This is a genomic window from Haloferax sp. DFSO60, assembly GCF_046557615.1.
Taxonomy (GTDB): domain Archaea; phylum Halobacteriota; class Halobacteria; order Halobacteriales; family Haloferacaceae; genus Haloferax.
Genome location: NZ_JBKIII010000001.1, coordinates 502,565 through 517,665 on the forward strand (window position 1 = coordinate 502,565; position 15,101 = coordinate 517,665).

Below are 15,101 nucleotides of genomic sequence, written 5' to 3' on the forward strand. Positions count from 1 at the left end.
ATCGGTGAACTGCTTTTTCAGTCGTCCGAAACGTTGGCAGCCGACGTGTTGGACGCACTCGCCGAGTTACCGGAGAAGCCGATTCCGGCGAGGACGAACGTGAAGAGGACGAGCGGCGAGAGGTAGCCGAAGAAGTAGTACGGGGCGTACGAGAGCGTCGAAACCCCGAGGACGCCAGCCATGTACGCTCCGCCAGCGTGCCACGGGAAGAGTGCGCCCGTCGGCGTCCCGGCGGACTCGATAGCCTGCGAGAGGTCGGAGCTGTCGAGACCGAACTCGTCGTAGGTGTTGCGCAGGGTCATGCCGGGGACGACGATGCTCATGTACTGCTGGGCGGTGAGCATGTTCGTCAGAATCGCGGATGCGCCGGTGGCGGCGACGAGCGATCCACTGCTCTTGACGCCACGTTCGAGACGGTTTGCGAGGACGGCCAGCACGCCGGTCTGTTCGAGCAGACCGCCGAGCGTGAGTGCGGCGATGACGATGGCGATGGTCCACGCAGACCCAGAGACGCCACCGGAAGCGAGGAGGCTGTTGACGAGCTGAGAGCCGGTTTCAGGTGCGGTTCCGCTCATGAACACCTGCCACGAGGTCACGAAGGAAGTGCCCTGAACGAGCATGCTCGTGAACGCGCCTGCGAAGGCACCGGCGAGGAGAACGGTGAGTGCCGGGTAGCCTGCGGCCGCGAGACCGAAGGTGACTGCGAGCGGGAGGAATGCGAGGAATGTGATGTTGTAAGAACCGGTGAGCGCGGTCTGAATTTCGGTGATTTGTCCCGCAGGAATCGCACCGGAGAAGCCGAGACCGAGGATGGCAAAGCCAACGACCGAGAGACCGAAGGCGATGAGCGTTCCGTCGCGCATCGCACGGATGTGGTCGTAGAGGTCGGTGTTGGTGACTGCGGCGGCGAGGTTGGTCGTATCAGAGAGCGGCGACTGCTTGTCACCCGCGTAGGCACCGGTGAGAATCGCACCGGCGGTCATCGGTGCGGGGACGCCGAGACCGGAGCCAATGCCGATGAAAGCGACGCCGAGCGTGCCGACTGCGGTCCACGACGAACCGATGGCGAACGTGGTGATACCGACGAGAATCGCCGTGATAGGGAGGAAAATCTGCGGCGAGAGCAGGTCGAGTCCGTAGTACATCAGCGTCGGAATCGTTCCGGCCGAAACCCACGTGGAGACGACTCCGTAGATGGTAAACAGGATGAGGACTGCCTGGAGGCCCATCGAGAGACTACGTTCGATACCGTCGTAGAGGTCTTGCCACGTGTAACCCCACACGTAGCGTCCGAGTAGTCCGACGAGTGCGATGCTCCACACGAGCGGGATGTGCGGGTCGAGTTTCAGGAGTGCCGACCCGATGCCGAGGAACGCGATAAGCCCCAGAACGGGGATGAGCGCTCCACCAAAGCTAGGACGCTTCTCGGGGTCGAGTTCCTCGAACGACCGTGGTGTGTACCGTTCAGTTCCCATTGTACTTCGGGGAATTACTTTGGGACATAAAATATTGTCGTATTATGAATCAAGGGCATTGTTATGCAATGACGTAGTTGTAGTTGACACAAATATGCGTGGCACGAATAGATGGCAGAAAATCAGGAAAATCAGACTTTCTTGCTCAACCTGTCAATGATAGGGAAACACCCTTGCCACATGACCACGAGACTGTGTGCATGGTCCTCGATGAGTATGTCCTCTCCCCTCTCGGACTGTTGGCGCTCCTCGGAATCGTGCCATTGGTCCTGCTCTATCTCCTTCGACCAGACCCGATTCGGCGGACGCTCCCGACCTTCCAATTTCTGGCGACCGCACGAGAGCAAAACGTCTCGAATCCCAAATTCGAGCGGCTCGTCCGAAGTCTGCTGTTAGTCCTCCAACTGCTCGCTATCGTCGCGCTCGCCGGAACGCTCGCGACACCGTACGTCCTCGTCCCCGAGTCAGAGACCGTCTCCGAGACGGTCCTCGTCGTCGATTCCAGTGCGAGCATGTCGGTCTCCGACGGTGGAGCGACGAGGTTCGAACGCGCACGAAGCGCCGCCCGAAACGAGATTTCAGGAACGACCACCATCGTCGCCGCAGGTGGAACTGATGACGTGCTACTCCGCCGCGGAACGCCCGCGGACGCGAGAAACACGCTCGACGAGTTGTCGCCGACGGCCGCCCCCGGTGACTTACGCACAGCAATTTCGACGGCGATGGCTGTCGCGGGTGAAGACGCGCGAATCGTCGTCTTGAGCGACTTCGCCGACGATTCTCCGTGGCAAGATGCAGTTCGTGAAGCGCGCGCACGCGGGCTCGTCGTCGAACTCCGCCAGTTCGCTGGTGGTGGAAGCGGAAACGTCGGCATCATCGACCGCCGCTTTTCGGGGACGAACGTGACCGTCTCCATCAAGAACTACGGTACCTCTGCAACTACCCGAACCGTCTCTCTCGGAGGAACGACCCAAGAGGTCGAACTCGGTGCGGGCGACGTGACGACTGCAACGCTCCCTGTCCCCGCTGGTGGTGGCGAACTCACGCTCTCACCGGGCGATAGCTTCGCCCTCGACGACCGACTGTACGTCGCGGCCCCAGAAGACGCGTCCGTGGACGTACTCGTCCTCACGAACGACGAAAACGAGTACTTGACCGCGGCGCTCTCGGTCATTCCCCAAGTGACGCTCACGGTCGATAACCCACCGACGACTGTCTCCGGAACCTACGACGTGATTATCTACAGCAACATCGACGACGAGCGATTCCTCCGTGGAAACCGTGAGGCCGGACAAGACCTTCTTGCAGACGGCGGCGGCGTCGCAATTCAAGCTCAAGAGGAGATGCCCAACTACGACAACCTCCTACTCGTCTCCCCACAGGAGATGGGGTCGAACCCGTCGCTCGGGAGCGTTACGGGCCACGAACTGACTCGGGAGATCACGTTCCCACCGCCGAACGAGTACGTCGTCTCGAACCTCACTGACGGACGTGCGCTCGTCACGGCCACCGATGGTTCGCCACTCCTCGCTATCGCCGAACGCGATGCGGGCCGTCTCGTCTACTATGGATTCCTCGAAGACGGGTCTGCGTTCAAGTACAACTACCAGTACCCAGTCTTCTGGAAGCGAACGGTGTTCTACCTCGCCGGGCGCTCGACACTGACAGACCTGAATCAGGCGACCGGTGAGACACTCCGCATCAACGAGAACCAGACCATCGAGACGCCGCGTGGGACGGCGACCGGTCCGGAAGTGAGACTCGATGCCGCGGGGTTCTACCAAGTCGGTGACGAACGATTCGCGGCATCGCTCCTCAGCGAACCCGAGTCAGACATCGTCGCTGAACCAATCGAACAGCAGGAAGCATCCGACTCGGCACCCGTGACCGTCGAAGAGCGTCTCGTCCCCGACCCGCTCACCGAATGGGCCGCACTCGGCGCACTCGGACTCGTCATCGTCGAACTCGGCTATCTGCGCCGGAGAGGTGACCTCTGATGTTCGACGTTGTGTCGCTCTCGCTTCCGCTCGCGTGGACGACGCAGTTCGGTGACTGGACGCTCGGCCTCGAGCGTCCGCTGTTCCTCGTCGCGCTCCCAGTCGCGCTCATCGTCGCGTGGTATCTCATCTTCCGTGGCGAGGGAACCGCCGGGAGACGCTCGCGACGACTCCTGTTCGCCTCGCGCTTGTTCGTGGCCTTCCTCTTAGTCGTCGCCGCGGCAGGGCCGTACACCATAACGACTCGGCAATCGGAGGGCGACCCGCGCGTGACGCTCCTCGTGGACGAATCCGACAGTACAACCGTCACCGAGAATCAGGCGGACGCGCTCGCCACGCGAATCGAAGACGAAGGGATTCCGGTGACCGTTTCGACAATCGCTCGGGGCGACGAATCACCGCTCGGTGACGCCCTCGCCGCGAACATCAGACCGGGTGGGACTGTCGTACTCGTCTCCGACGGCCACGTGACGAGAGGTCGCGACCTCCAATCGACCGCGGAGTTGGCACGAAGTCTCAACGCAACTGTGAGTGCCGTCTCGCCGGACGTTTCACAGCGCGAAGAGTACGTCACGCTCAACGGTCCAGCCAAGACCAGTGTCGGTGTCGAAAACGCGTTCCTCGCGCAGGTTCAGGGTGTCTCGCCCGGCGAGAACGAATCGGCCGAACTCGTCATCGAAGTCGATGGCGAAGAGGTCCAGCGTGAGACGGTACGCGTCCCCGGTTCGGTCGCCTTCTCGCAGACGTTCGAAACGAACGGAACCCACGAGCTTACCGCTCGAATCGAGAGCGACGACCGATTCCAATCGAACGACGTGTTCTACAAGACCGTCCGCGTGGTGGATCCGCCGAAGATTCTGTACGTCTCACGCGGTGGCTACCCATTCGAGGACTACCTCTCGGACCTCTACGAGGTCGAGACTGCATCCGAAGTCCCCACAAACCTCTCGGAGTACTACGCCGTCGTCTTGCAGGACGTCCCCGCAGACGAGGTTGGTAACGTCGATTCACTCCAACGCTTCGTCATCGACGGCGGCGGTCTGATGGTCGTCGGTGGCCGCAACTCGTTCGAAAACGGCGACTACAACGGCTCTCGAATCGCTTCGACGCTCCCCGTGACGACGGGCGAAGGCGCGGGACAGAGTACGAATCTCGTCTTCGCTATCGACGTGTCGGGGAGTGCAGAAGAAGGAATGACTGTCCAGAAGTCGGTCGCCCTCGACGCACTCGACCAACTCGGCGACGACAACCGCGTCGGCATCATCGGGTTCAACTACCAAGCCTACGAGGTGTCGCCGCTCCGCCCGCTCGAAACGAATCGGGGGCGCATGGAAGACCTCATCAGACGACTGCAACCCGGCGGGGCGACCGATATCGCTATCGGGCTTCGCGGGGCCGCCCAACAACTCGACGGCAGACGCGGAACGGTGATTCTCATCAGTGACGGCCACGACCGATTCGAAGATGCCGCCGCGGCCTCCCAAGAACTCGGCCGCAACGACGTTCGTGTCATCGCCATCGGAACGGGCGAGAATCCAAACGAGCGAAACCTTCGAACGATTGCCCGCGCTTCCGGCGGTAGCTACTTGCGCGCCGACGAGACCTCTCGTCTGCGTATCCTCTTCGGCGGGGCGAACAGGCGCTACGCGGGCGAAGGCCTCACCATCGTCGACCAGAACGACTTCGTTACTTCGGGCGTCGAACTCACGGCCAACCCGGGCGAGGTCAACGACGTGTCGATACGGCAAGGTGCGAACTTCCTCGTCGCGTCCGAAGACGGGACGCCCGCAGTGGCGTCGTGGCGCTACGGACTCGGACGAGTCGTGACGGTGACGTCGTTCGGCGGCGATGGCTCGCTCGACGGCCTGCTCAGTGACCCCGACTCGCTGCTTCTGACCAAAGCGACGAACTACGTCATCGGCGACCCCGAGCGAGAGGCGACAGGAGTCATCGACCTCCAAGACACTCGCGTCGGCGACCCCGTGACCGTCGTCTATCGCGGGAATGAACGCCCAACCGACGTGCAGGGGCTCACCTTCTCGTCGGTCGGACCCGACACGTACGAGGCGACGGTGACGCCGACAGAACAGGGCTATGCGACGGTACTCAACGAGTCGTTCGGCGTCAACTACCCCGTCGAGTACGGCGGATTCGGTCGGTCTGAACGACTCGTCTCGGCCGTTCGGTCCACCGGCGGACAGATGTATTCGGTCAACGACGCTCCCCAAATCGCCCAGGACGCACGCGACCAAGCCGCTGGTGTCCAACCCGTCCGCGACGAGTGGGCGTGGGTGTTTGCCCTCGTTGCGTTCCTCGTCTACCTCAGCGAGGTGCTTGCCCGGCGGCTTCAAGTGTATCGGGGTAGAACCAGAAGTGAAGGTGGTCTGATATGAGCTTCCTCGGTCGGTCGCTCCACACTGGTCTCGTCGCCCTCGTACTCTTGTTGGCGATGGGGACAGTCGGGGCAACCATGTATTATCAGTATTCCGTCGATTCGCTCGACCAGCAGAACGAGCAGTTGCGCGAGCGAAATTCGGAACTCGAAGAGACGCTCTCGGAGACGAGAGAAGACCTATCTGCGGTTCAAGCAGAGTTGACGGCGCTCAACAATAGTCTCCAGCAGACCCGCGGCGACGTCTCACAAGTGTCCACCAGCCTCGAAGAGACTGAAGCCCAACTCCAAGAGACGCGACAGCAACTCGAAAACACGCGCTCGACACTCGAACAGCGCGAAGAGGCCCTCCAACAAGCCCGAGACCGACTCCAAACCTCGGAGGCTGAAGTCGCCCGGTTAGAGAACGACGTCGAGCAGTTGGAGCGCGAGCGGCGGAACTTGGTGAACCGTGTCTCCAACCTCGAATCTGAGCGAGACGTCCTCATCCAACAGAACGATGAACTGGAAGAAGAACTCCGTCAACTCCGAATAGAGCGGGACAACTTGGAGGACGACCTCCAATCGGCCTGTGCCGAGATTTCGGAGGCCGACGAACCTGCCGCATGTAACGGTGTCTAACATGGTAACCGAAGACCTCTCATCCCAGATGGCCGCCGCCGTCCGCGAGGTACACCACGAGGTGCGGAAAGCGGCGGTCGTGCCCAGTGTGGCCGACGGCGCGCTCGTCGCGCTCTTCGTGAACGTCCTCCTTCGAGTCACTGGATTCCCACAGGGAAACAAAGATATCTCCCTCGCGTTCCTGCCCGGGGTCGAATCCGCCGCGATTCACACCGCCATGCCGATTGCACTGCTCGCCGGAGTGGTCGTCGCTGCCGTCGAGTATCGTCTCCGCATGCGAACGACCCCAATCGAGCAGTTCGAGGGGGTGAACCCCGACGTTGCCGAGGCACTGCGAACCGCTCGGGACACGTTGGACGATGGCGACGACCCCTCGCCGATGGCACGCAGACTCTACGAAGACGTGCTTACGAAGTTGCAGTCGGCCTCGTCGGTCGAACTGCTTCCGACCCGGCGAGTCGTGTTCTCGGTGCTGGCCGTCCTCATCCTCTCGATTGCGAGCATTCAGGTCGCTATCGTGGACCTTGACCTCGGTGGACTCGGCCAACCCTCTGCCACTGTGACCGGTGACCGCGATGCCGACCGCGATGCCGACCTGCAAAACGGGAGCGCAATTCTCGGTGACCCTGAAGACGTCTCTGCGGGCACCAACGAAGTAAACGCGACTCTCTCGGGGACGACCAGCGGTGAAGACACCCCGAACTCGCAAGCAGAGGCCTACGACTCGACTGGATTCACCGGCGACCGGGCTGTCAATAGCCAGCGTGCGGGATACCTCTCCGAAGATACGTTAGACGAAGCCGAATTGATTCGAGATTACACCCTGAAAATCCGCGACCAGGAAGAAGACGATGAGTAACGACCCGACCCGAAACCCGCAATCAGAGAGCCGTACTGAGAACACCCCATCGAACCCGATGAGCGACCAGACCGAACTCCGCATCGACGACCTCCAATCGAGTGTCGCAGATGTCATCGACGAAATCGGCAAGCGAATCATCGGCCACGAAGACGTCATCGAGCGACTGCTCGTCTGCATCCTCTGTGACGGCAACGCCCTCCTCGAATCGAATCCCGGTCTCGGGAAGACGACGCTCGTTCGGGCACTCGCCGAGGCGACAGACCTCGAATTTTCGCGCATTCAGAACACACCCGACCTGATGCCGACCGACATCACGGGAACCGAAATCATCCGCGAATCCGCCAACGGGCGGGAGTTCGTCTTCGAACGCGGGCCGGTCTTCGCTAACGTCGTCCTCGCCGACGAAATCAACCGAGCGACGCCAAAGACGCAGGCCGCACTCCTCGAAGCGATGCAGGAGAAACAGGTGACTGCGGCGGGCCACACCTACGACCTTCCGCAACCGTTCTTCGTCCTTGCGACGCAGAACCCTATCGACCAAGGCGGCACGTACCCGCTCCCCGAAGCGCAGACCGACCGCTTCCTGATGAAGATTCTCGTCCAGTATCCGGGCTTCGAGGAAGAGCGAACCATCGTCAAGCAGTACGCCGAAGGAGCGGGCCTTCCCGACTTGGACCGCGTCCTCCCGCGCAAACACCTCCTCGCGGCACAGAACCTCGTCAAACAGGTGCCGATTGCAGACGACATTCGCGACCGCGCTATCGACGTGGTTCGACGAACACGCGACGACGATGCCATCGAGTTCGGCGCGAGTCCGCGTGCGAGCATGGCGCTCGTCCGCGCGGCGAAAGCGAGAGCCTTCATCCACGGTCGCTCGCACGTCTCGTGGGACGACGTGATGATGATGGCGCCGCCGGTGCTTCGTCACCGTATCATCCTCGATTTCCGCACCGAGCGCGAAGGCCAGACGCCGGACGACGTTATCGCCCGCTTGCTCGATGATTGACCCCAGTTTCCTCGACGAACTCGACCGCTTCGATACGTCGTTGAAGCGCGAATCGACCGCGCCGCTTCAGGGGGACCAACGCTCGCGACAGGTCGGCGGCGGATTGACCTTCAGCGACCATCGGCGCTACACCCACGGCGACGACCCGCGACGAATCGACTGGAAAGCCTACGCCCGCACGGAAGAACTGTTCATCAAACGCTTCGAAGAAGAGCGAAATCTCACGGTTCACGTCTTGCTCGACACCACCGCGTCGATGGACTTCGGCGAGGGCGAACACCACAAGTTCGAGTACGGTGCGAAACTTGGCCTTGGATTTTGCCACCTCACGGCAGACGAGAACAACGAGTATCGCTTCTCGCTCATCGGTGACACTGCCGACCGCATCGATACTGGCGAGTCCAGTCGCGGAGGTGTCCTTCGACTCGTCGAACAGCTCAACGAACTCACCCCGGGCGGAGACGGAGATATCCAATCGTCGCTCGAAACCTACGCAGACACGATTCACTCGAAATCGCTCGTCGTCGTCATCAGCGACTTGCTGTTCGACCCCGACGAAATCGCATCCGGGTTGGCTGCGTTGGCGGGGAACGACGTACTCGTCGCGCAGGTACTCTCACCAGACGAGTTAGAACCCGAAGCAAGTGGTGAGGCAATCTTCGAAGACCCGGAGTCAGATAACACGATACAGACGTACTTCGGCGGGGCCGCAGCGCGAATGTACGACAAGCGACTGCACGACCACCTGCATGCAATCGAAGACCGGTGCCGCGCACTCGGCATCGCCCCCGACCTGATACGGACGGATGTGGACTTCTTCGACTCGTTTTCGACGCTCTGGCTGGGGGCGCGTCTCGGCCAGCGTCGCGGGTGGCACTGAGTTCTCGCCGAGGACAACGGGCTTTTCCTCCCTGAGGACAACGGACTCGCGTGAGCGAATCGAATCTGGGCACGCTGAGTACCCGAGTTATCGGTCTCGTCTCGGGGTCGCACGTGGTCCACCACGCCTACATCGTCGCACTCGCGCCTGTCCTCGGCGCGATTGCCACCGAGTTCGACGTGAGTATCGCGGCGGTCGGGCTCGCAATCGGCGTGCAAGGTGCGCTAATAACGCTCTTCCAACTCCCCTTTGGCTACCTCTCCGATACACGGAGTCGGACCACTGTTCTCGCTCTCTCGCTCGTCCTCGCAACCGCCGGTATCACCACGACGGCGTTCGCCCCATCGTACTACTGGTTGCTCGCCTCACAGGCACTCCTCGGAATTGGTATCGCTGGCCACCACCCGGCGCACTACCCGCTTCTCGCGGCGGCAACGTCTGAGTCGAATCGCGGGCGCGCCTACTCACTCCACGCACTCGGCGGGTCGCTCGGCTTCGCAGTTCCGTACGCGGTCGCCTCCGGAGCGACGATGCTCGGGTTTGGGTGGCGTTGGACGATTGGATTCGTCGCTGTCGCGGGCGCGGCCTACACACTCGTCGCACTTCCACTCGCACAGCGACTTCCGGCCTCGGTTGCACGCGCGGCCCCAGAATCGACGCTGACTGAGCGACCATCGTTGTCGAGCGTGCGCCAGAGTCTGCGAAACTTAGTAAGTTCGACCGGACTGATGGGACTCGCACTCTTGTCGTTTCTCACCTCGGCGGCGGCGTGGTGTATTCGAACCTACTCACCACAGTTACTCACTGGTGGCTACAGCCTCACGCCCGAGACGGCGAACTTACTCGTCTCAGCGATGCTCGTCACGGAGGCGGGGTTGATTCTCCTCGGCGGGTCGCTGACGGACCGTGTCGGCCCCGGAACCGTCGCACTCGTCGGGTACGCAGGGCTTGCGCTCATCGCCGCACTGCTCGCCGGGACGTGGGCACCCCTCCTGTTGCTGGTACTCGTCTTGCCCTTCAGCGGGACGATTAGCATCTCGCGGCCTGCACGCTCGACGCTCGCCGACCGAATCTCCGCCCGCGACGAATTGGGCAAGAGTTTCGCCGTCGTTACCATCGGCATCTCGCTCGGGAGCGCCATTGCACCGCCCGTCTTCGGGGTACTCATTGACCTCTCGGGCGTCGGCGTCGCCTTCGGCGTCGTCTCGGTGCTTGGCGTACTGTCGTTCGGGTTGACGACGTGGTTGCTCAATCACGTCGATGGGTCGGCACGGAGTCCAACGCCCGCGAGCGGGGACTGAACGAACGAACCGTTTCAACACTGTCGTTTCAGTCAGAAAACCCATTCAGGAGTTGAAGAATTCATAACTAAGCCCGGTTCTGACGTCTGTCACTAGTGGTGGTGAAATGGCAGCGACAACCACGCCCGAACAGGGCAATCAGGCGACGATGATGCGCATCGCCAGCGAACTGTGGAACGACCGAGAGTACGACGTAGTCGACGAGGTGTACGGCGAAGATATCGAGATTCATGCGTTCTCTGACCCCGAGGGAGTCCACGGAAAAGACGGCGTCAAAGCATACGCACAGCGATACCACGACGCCTTCTCTGACTTCCACGTCGAATTGATGGACGTGACGGCGAGAGACGACTGTGTATACTGTCGCTATCGCGTCACTGGAACCCACGACGGCCTGCTTCGCGGTGAGGGGGACGACATCCCTGCAACGAATAAACACATGGAGATGTGGGGTATCGTGGAAGGACGATTCGAAGACGGTCGCGTCGTCGAAGAGTGGAACGGTACCGATACAATGGCCATGATGCACCAACTTGGCCTGGTAGAATAGTCTGACCAGTAACGGTCAGTAATTTTTGAAAGAAAGGAGTTCTCTATCCGGACCACTCGCCGCCGACGTCGTCGGCAACTGCTTCTCGCCACATGCCGAAGCCTTGCCGACAGATTGGACTCTCGTCGATGTGGTCGATGAAGCCAGCGCCTTCGCTTTCGAGTTCTGCGAGGCAGAACGGACAACGGGTTGGGTCGTCCCACGTGTGCGCGATTACCGAGGGGGATACGTCTTGGGACATGTACCATCATTCGGCGTATTAGTTGATAAATATTGGCCTCAAAACTAAAATTGTGAGTAAGTCGTGTTTTGGCACGCCAAAATTGTTTATCATTTCAATAACGAACTTGTCGTGAACCAACCAGTGGCGAATCGTAATACTATACCCACCCGAGGTGGGAACTACGACGGTGATACTCCCGTGAATTACGTTACGTGGGCCGTCGTCGCACTCGGGGCATACTCGCTCGTCGCACCACTGATGAAGGTTGCAACAAGCGACCCAGGAAAGATTCCGAGCGACGTCGCCGCATTCATCGCAAACGGTATTCTCGTCGTCGTCACACTCGGCGTCATCGTCTACTCCGGACAGAGCCTCACGGATTCAGTCGTGAGTTCGAAACTTCCCTACGTCATCGGCGCGGGGATTTGCCTCGCAATCGGGATTCTCTCGTACTACCGGGCACTGGCACTCGGCCCCGTCTCTATCGTCGCCCCCATCTTCGGCATGTTTCTCGCCGTCTCGTCTGTCGTCGGCATCGTCGCCCTCGGCGAGCCAGTGACCATCAAGAAAGCCGCCGGAATCGTGTTTGCGGTACTCGCAGTCCTGCTCGTCTCGCTCGACTGACTTCGCCTCACTCGACGCCCACGGGCCAACGTCTTTGTTCTCGGCCACGAACGTCCGACTATGGTACTGATGGAATCCGACTCCGAGTTGACCCTCGGAGACCAGGCTCCGGCGTTCGAACTCCCCGGAACCGACGGTGAGACCTATTCGCTCTCGTCGTTTTCCGACTCGGACGCCCTGCTCGTCGTCTTCACGTGTAACCACTGCCCGTACGCGAAAGCGAAGTTCGACGAACTGAACACCCTCGCCGAGAGCTACGACGACCTCGCCGTCGTTGGCATCAACCCCAACGACGCCGAATCGTATCCCGACGACTCCTTCGAGCGCATGCAGGAACTCGTCGAAGACGGCACGATTCGATACACTGCCTACCTCCACGACGAGTCGCAAGAAGTCGCTCGCACCTACGGCGCGGTCTGTACGCCCGACCCGTTCCTCTTCGAAAACACGGGCGACGGCTTCGAACTCGTCTTCCACTCGCGCATTGACGACGCGATGAGTCCCGACGCCGAGGTGACTGCCCACGAGATGCGCGAGGCTGTCGAAGCAGTACTCGCCGGTGAAGAGATTCCTGTGGACGAAACACCGTCACAGGGTTGCTCGATTAAGTGGCGCGAGGAGTAAGGGAGCGTCCCAATTTCGGAAAGAACGTTGTCTTCAACTGTTCGAAGACCTCCGAGAATAGCTTATTCAAGCAAGTAATGAAACTGGAAGTGTTGTCTCTATCGAGAACAGTAGTCGCGGTGGGTTTTCGACGTTCTCGTTGGCCTGTAATCGGCTCTATTGGCGACTCTGTTTGCTGACCTTCCTTCCAAGCAGAATAAGACATTAGATGATGGCAGACGTACAGTTCCCATGGCTGAGGACCACCACGACTCTGAGCCTGCTGCGAGTGGTCACGGACACAACACACCTCGCGGCGACACTGATACGGATAGCCACGCACTCCCGGGAGGAGTTTCCGTCGCCGAGGATGGATTCCAACTTGAGGCGTCCGAGACGCGCATCGAACCAGGAAAATCCAGCAAATGGACGTATCAAGTACACGACGAAGAAGGGAACGTGATCACCGAGTTCGAAAAGACACACGACCAACTCGCTCACCTGATTCTCGTCCGTCGCGACCTCACGCGGTTTCAGCACCTCCACCCGACACTGGCCGACGATGGAACGTGGTCCGCTGAGGTCACCCTTCCAGATCCCGGTGTTTATCGGGCCTTCATTGACGTACTCGTGGATGGCCAGCCCACGACGCTCGGTGTAGACCTACTGTCGTCGGGCCCCGCTCAGTACGAAGATCGTCCGAAAACCACGCACGTGGCCGAGGTTGAGGGGTACACTATTGAACTGACTCCGGAACAGTTCCCCACTCGCGAGACAGTCAGTATCGAGTTCGAAGTACGCAGAAAGGATGGTGTCGCTCACCTCGATGCCTACCTCGGTGCACTCGGTCACCTCGTTGCGCTTCGAGATGGTGATCTCGCGTATCTCCACGTCCACCCCGAAGATTCGAACTCAGAGGATGGTGTTGTTAGATTCGCCGTCCGGTTCCCTACACCCGGTCGATACCGACTTTTCCTTCAGGCGAAACCAGATGGAGAACTAATCACCACGTCTTTTGATGTCGAAGCCGGAGAACACTGACTCCCAGGGGTCGTTTTTTGAGAAAATGCGAGTTCAGAGAGTACGGCGAAAGCGATGTGGAAGATTCTGCATTCAGGACGGCCTCAACAAACGTTCAGTGGCCAATCTTCCATTGTGACACCGCTTCGAGTTTCATCACCTTCCTCAAGTAGCCTACTCTCGGAAGTCTCTGATTCAATTACGTTCACCCATAATACTGTCATGAACCCCATGCTGAATATAGAGGAATGAGTTCAGCATGTCCGTTGAAACCCTCCCAGTATCCGTCAGAGGTGGTCTGATTATTCACTTCAGAATCATGGTTACTGTTATGCCACTATGATGTTCTCTTTCTAATTGATGACCTCCACACGCCGAGACTTCCTCCGTTTGATTCCTCTTGTTGCTGTAAGTGGAGCTAGTGGGTGTGTTCGACCTGTCTTCAACACCTTCACTCAATCACCCGATGCATGGCAGGTTTCAACCGTTATCTCCGATTTACCCCTCCTCAGTGACGCATCAACAGAGCCTGGTTCGTTGCAGGGGGTACTCATTCAGAATTCTGCAGATGCACGAGAACACCTCCGTAACACGGAAGTGTTCGATCCTGCTGAGAATGGTTACTTTTCACTTGATTACTCTGCGCACGTTGTATCAGTTGTCCACGCTGTTCTACGCGAAGACCAAATCTTGACGACGAGAGTTACCGACATCAGCGAAAATTCGTTGCGGATGACAGCCACGATTGAAGAGAAGGAAACAGATTACAGTGACACCCATATAGAAACCACATTAATCACGTGGCAGCTGAACGGTCATCCGAAACCGGCAACTCTAGAGCTGGTACTTAGCGATAAGTCGGATTCGTAGCGGCATTTACTCCCAATAGCTGAAGGAGAGGAGTATGCCAACTTTCGACTTTCAGATAGACCAGATTCAAAGTTCTGCCGTGCTGATTATGCGCCCTGTATTCAGCACCGACTCAGCAAACTACCAGGGACTGGAGATCACAACCGATACAAGACTTCCAGCATCATACTTCCTCGAATTGGCAGTTCTCGGAACCGACTAGCGCCCCATCTCCACCTCAGTTGTCACCCAGCAATGCCTCACGGGCGTTCTCGACCGCCGCTTCTTTCTTCGCTGGGTAGGCTTCGACCTTCGCGCGGAGTGTCAGGCCGCCGCCGCGGCGAACCTCACCTTTGAATGCGGCTTGTTTGTCGAGTCGGAGGAAGAACTCGGTGTTGTCGGTGACGCGGTCGTCGAGTTCGTCCAGTAGGTCTTCGAGGTCGGGGAGTTCTCGAACTTTCGAGAGGACGTGTCGAACGTCGTCAGCGCGCTCGACTCGTGCCGAGAAGACGACGATTCGGTCGCCGAGATGTCCGGTGTTCTCCATCCGGTCGATTTCGAAGTCTTCGGGGAGGAACGTCCGGAGGGCGTCGAGGACTCGCTTCTCGTCTTCGGTCTCGTAACAGAACGTGCGGAGGTCTATGTAGTGGAATGGGACGCGTGCCATAATACGGGCTTCGCAGGAAAGAAATAAGGGC

General features: G+C 59.6%; 15 protein-coding genes. 12 read left to right on the plus strand and 3 right to left on the minus strand.

Features of this window, described 5'->3' with window-relative positions; translation table 11 throughout:
• Window positions 1-17 precede the first annotated feature (17 nt).
• Window positions 18-1,475, minus strand: a complete 1,458-nt coding sequence (gene nhaC / locus ACK509_RS02615) for a Na+/H+ antiporter NhaC (RefSeq protein ID WP_410764944.1) — start codon at window positions 1,473-1,475, stop codon at window positions 18-20.
• 200 nt (window positions 1,476-1,675) lie between these two features.
• Between nhaC and ACK509_RS02620 the strand changes: the two genes are divergently transcribed.
• The 8 genes from ACK509_RS02620 to ACK509_RS02655 all read left to right on the plus strand — a co-directional run bounded on the left by ACK509_RS02620 (window position 1,676) and on the right by ACK509_RS02655 (window position 11,084).
• Complete coding sequence (locus tag ACK509_RS02620) at window positions 1,676-3,472, plus strand: BatA domain-containing protein (RefSeq protein ID WP_410764945.1); 1,797 nt, start codon at window positions 1,676-1,678, stop codon at window positions 3,470-3,472.
• On the plus strand, window positions 3,472-5,865 hold the full coding sequence (locus ACK509_RS02625; protein ID WP_410764946.1) for a VWA domain-containing protein: 2,394 nt from the start codon (window positions 3,472-3,474) through the stop codon (window positions 5,863-5,865). The genes ACK509_RS02620 and ACK509_RS02625 overlap by 1 nt, the downstream gene beginning before the upstream one ends.
• Complete coding sequence (locus ACK509_RS02630) at window positions 5,862-6,485, plus strand: chromosome partitioning protein (protein ID WP_410764947.1); 624 nt, start codon at window positions 5,862-5,864, stop codon at window positions 6,483-6,485. The genes ACK509_RS02625 and ACK509_RS02630 overlap by 4 nt, the downstream gene beginning before the upstream one ends.
• Before the next feature lies 1 nt (window position 6,486).
• Complete coding sequence (locus ACK509_RS02635) at window positions 6,487-7,344, plus strand: hypothetical protein (protein WP_410764948.1); 858 nt, start codon at window positions 6,487-6,489, stop codon at window positions 7,342-7,344.
• A gap of 58 nt (window positions 7,345-7,402) precedes the next feature.
• Window positions 7,403-8,353, plus strand: coding sequence for an AAA family ATPase (locus ACK509_RS02640; protein ID WP_410766237.1), 951 nt, complete (start codon window positions 7,403-7,405; stop codon window positions 8,351-8,353).
• Window positions 8,346-9,233: a DUF58 domain-containing protein gene (locus tag ACK509_RS02645; RefSeq protein ID WP_410764949.1), complete on the plus strand. Its 888-nt coding sequence runs from the start codon at window positions 8,346-8,348 to the stop codon at window positions 9,231-9,233. The genes ACK509_RS02640 and ACK509_RS02645 overlap by 8 nt, the downstream gene beginning before the upstream one ends.
• A gap of 50 nt (window positions 9,234-9,283) precedes the next feature.
• Window positions 9,284-10,534, plus strand: coding sequence for an MFS transporter (locus tag ACK509_RS02650; RefSeq protein ID WP_410764950.1), 1,251 nt, complete (start codon window positions 9,284-9,286; stop codon window positions 10,532-10,534).
• Window positions 10,535-10,640: 106 nt separating this feature from the next.
• A complete protein-coding gene (locus tag ACK509_RS02655) occupies window positions 10,641-11,084 on the plus strand; it encodes an ester cyclase (RefSeq protein WP_410764951.1) in 444 nt (147 codons plus the stop codon).
• Between the two features lie 43 nt (window positions 11,085-11,127).
• On the opposite strand, the gene ACK509_RS02660 is transcribed toward ACK509_RS02655, so the two are convergent.
• Complete coding sequence (locus tag ACK509_RS02660; RefSeq protein ID WP_390223357.1) at window positions 11,128-11,325, minus strand: hypothetical protein; 198 nt, start codon at window positions 11,323-11,325, stop codon at window positions 11,128-11,130.
• Window positions 11,326-11,505: 180 nt separating this feature from the next.
• Here ACK509_RS02660 and ACK509_RS02665 point away from each other — a divergent pair, with 180 nt between their 5' ends.
• From ACK509_RS02665 to ACK509_RS02680, 4 genes are all read left to right on the plus strand, one after another.
• Window positions 11,506-11,931, plus strand: a complete 426-nt coding sequence (locus ACK509_RS02665; RefSeq protein ID WP_410764952.1) for an EamA family transporter — start codon at window positions 11,506-11,508, stop codon at window positions 11,929-11,931.
• 60 nt (window positions 11,932-11,991) lie between these two features.
• Complete coding sequence (locus ACK509_RS02670) at window positions 11,992-12,555, plus strand: thioredoxin family protein (protein ID WP_410764953.1); 564 nt, start codon at window positions 11,992-11,994, stop codon at window positions 12,553-12,555.
• A 231-nt stretch (window positions 12,556-12,786) separates the two neighbouring features.
• Window positions 12,787-13,575 carry a hypothetical protein gene (locus ACK509_RS02675; RefSeq protein ID WP_410764954.1) on the plus strand — a complete coding sequence of 263 codons (789 nt, stop codon included), beginning with the start codon at window positions 12,787-12,789 and terminating at the stop codon, window positions 13,573-13,575.
• Window positions 13,576-13,914: 339 nt separating this feature from the next.
• Window positions 13,915-14,424, plus strand: coding sequence for a hypothetical protein (locus ACK509_RS02680; RefSeq protein ID WP_410764955.1), 510 nt, complete (start codon window positions 13,915-13,917; stop codon window positions 14,422-14,424).
• A gap of 217 nt (window positions 14,425-14,641) precedes the next feature.
• Here the strand turns inward: ACK509_RS02680 and ACK509_RS02685 are convergent, their stop codons facing one another.
• Complete coding sequence (locus ACK509_RS02685; protein WP_410764956.1) at window positions 14,642-15,070, minus strand: RNA-binding protein; 429 nt, start codon at window positions 15,068-15,070, stop codon at window positions 14,642-14,644.
• Between the last annotated feature and the right edge of the window lie 31 nt (window positions 15,071-15,101).

What these genes read in the sequence shown, in the direction of transcription:
- nhaC (WP_410764944.1), bottom strand. Translation starts at nt 1,475, where the DNA reads ATGGGAACTGAACGGTACACACCACGGTCGTTCGAGGAACTCGACCCC.
- ACK509_RS02620 (WP_410764945.1), top strand. Translation starts at nt 1,676, where the DNA reads ATGGTCCTCGATGAGTATGTCCTCTCCCCTCTCGGACTGTTGGCGCTC.
- ACK509_RS02625 (WP_410764946.1), top strand. Translation starts at nt 3,472, where the DNA reads ATGTTCGACGTTGTGTCGCTCTCGCTTCCGCTCGCGTGGACGACGCAG.
- ACK509_RS02630 (WP_410764947.1), top strand. Translation starts at nt 5,862, where the DNA reads ATGAGCTTCCTCGGTCGGTCGCTCCACACTGGTCTCGTCGCCCTCGTA.
- ACK509_RS02635 (WP_410764948.1), top strand. Translation starts at nt 6,487, where the DNA reads ATGGTAACCGAAGACCTCTCATCCCAGATGGCCGCCGCCGTCCGCGAG.
- ACK509_RS02640 (WP_410766237.1), top strand. Translation starts at nt 7,403, where the DNA reads ATGAGCGACCAGACCGAACTCCGCATCGACGACCTCCAATCGAGTGTC.
- ACK509_RS02645 (WP_410764949.1), top strand. Translation starts at nt 8,346, where the DNA reads ATGATTGACCCCAGTTTCCTCGACGAACTCGACCGCTTCGATACGTCG.
- ACK509_RS02655 (WP_410764951.1), top strand. Translation starts at nt 10,641, where the DNA reads ATGGCAGCGACAACCACGCCCGAACAGGGCAATCAGGCGACGATGATG.
- ACK509_RS02660 (WP_390223357.1), bottom strand. Translation starts at nt 11,325, where the DNA reads ATGTCCCAAGACGTATCCCCCTCGGTAATCGCGCACACGTGGGACGAC.
- ACK509_RS02670 (WP_410764953.1), top strand. Translation starts at nt 11,992, where the DNA reads ATGGTACTGATGGAATCCGACTCCGAGTTGACCCTCGGAGACCAGGCT.
- ACK509_RS02675 (WP_410764954.1), top strand. Translation starts at nt 12,787, where the DNA reads ATGGCTGAGGACCACCACGACTCTGAGCCTGCTGCGAGTGGTCACGGA.
- ACK509_RS02680 (WP_410764955.1), top strand. Translation starts at nt 13,915, where the DNA reads ATGACCTCCACACGCCGAGACTTCCTCCGTTTGATTCCTCTTGTTGCT.
- ACK509_RS02685 (WP_410764956.1), bottom strand. Translation starts at nt 15,070, where the DNA reads ATGGCACGCGTCCCATTCCACTACATAGACCTCCGCACGTTCTGTTAC.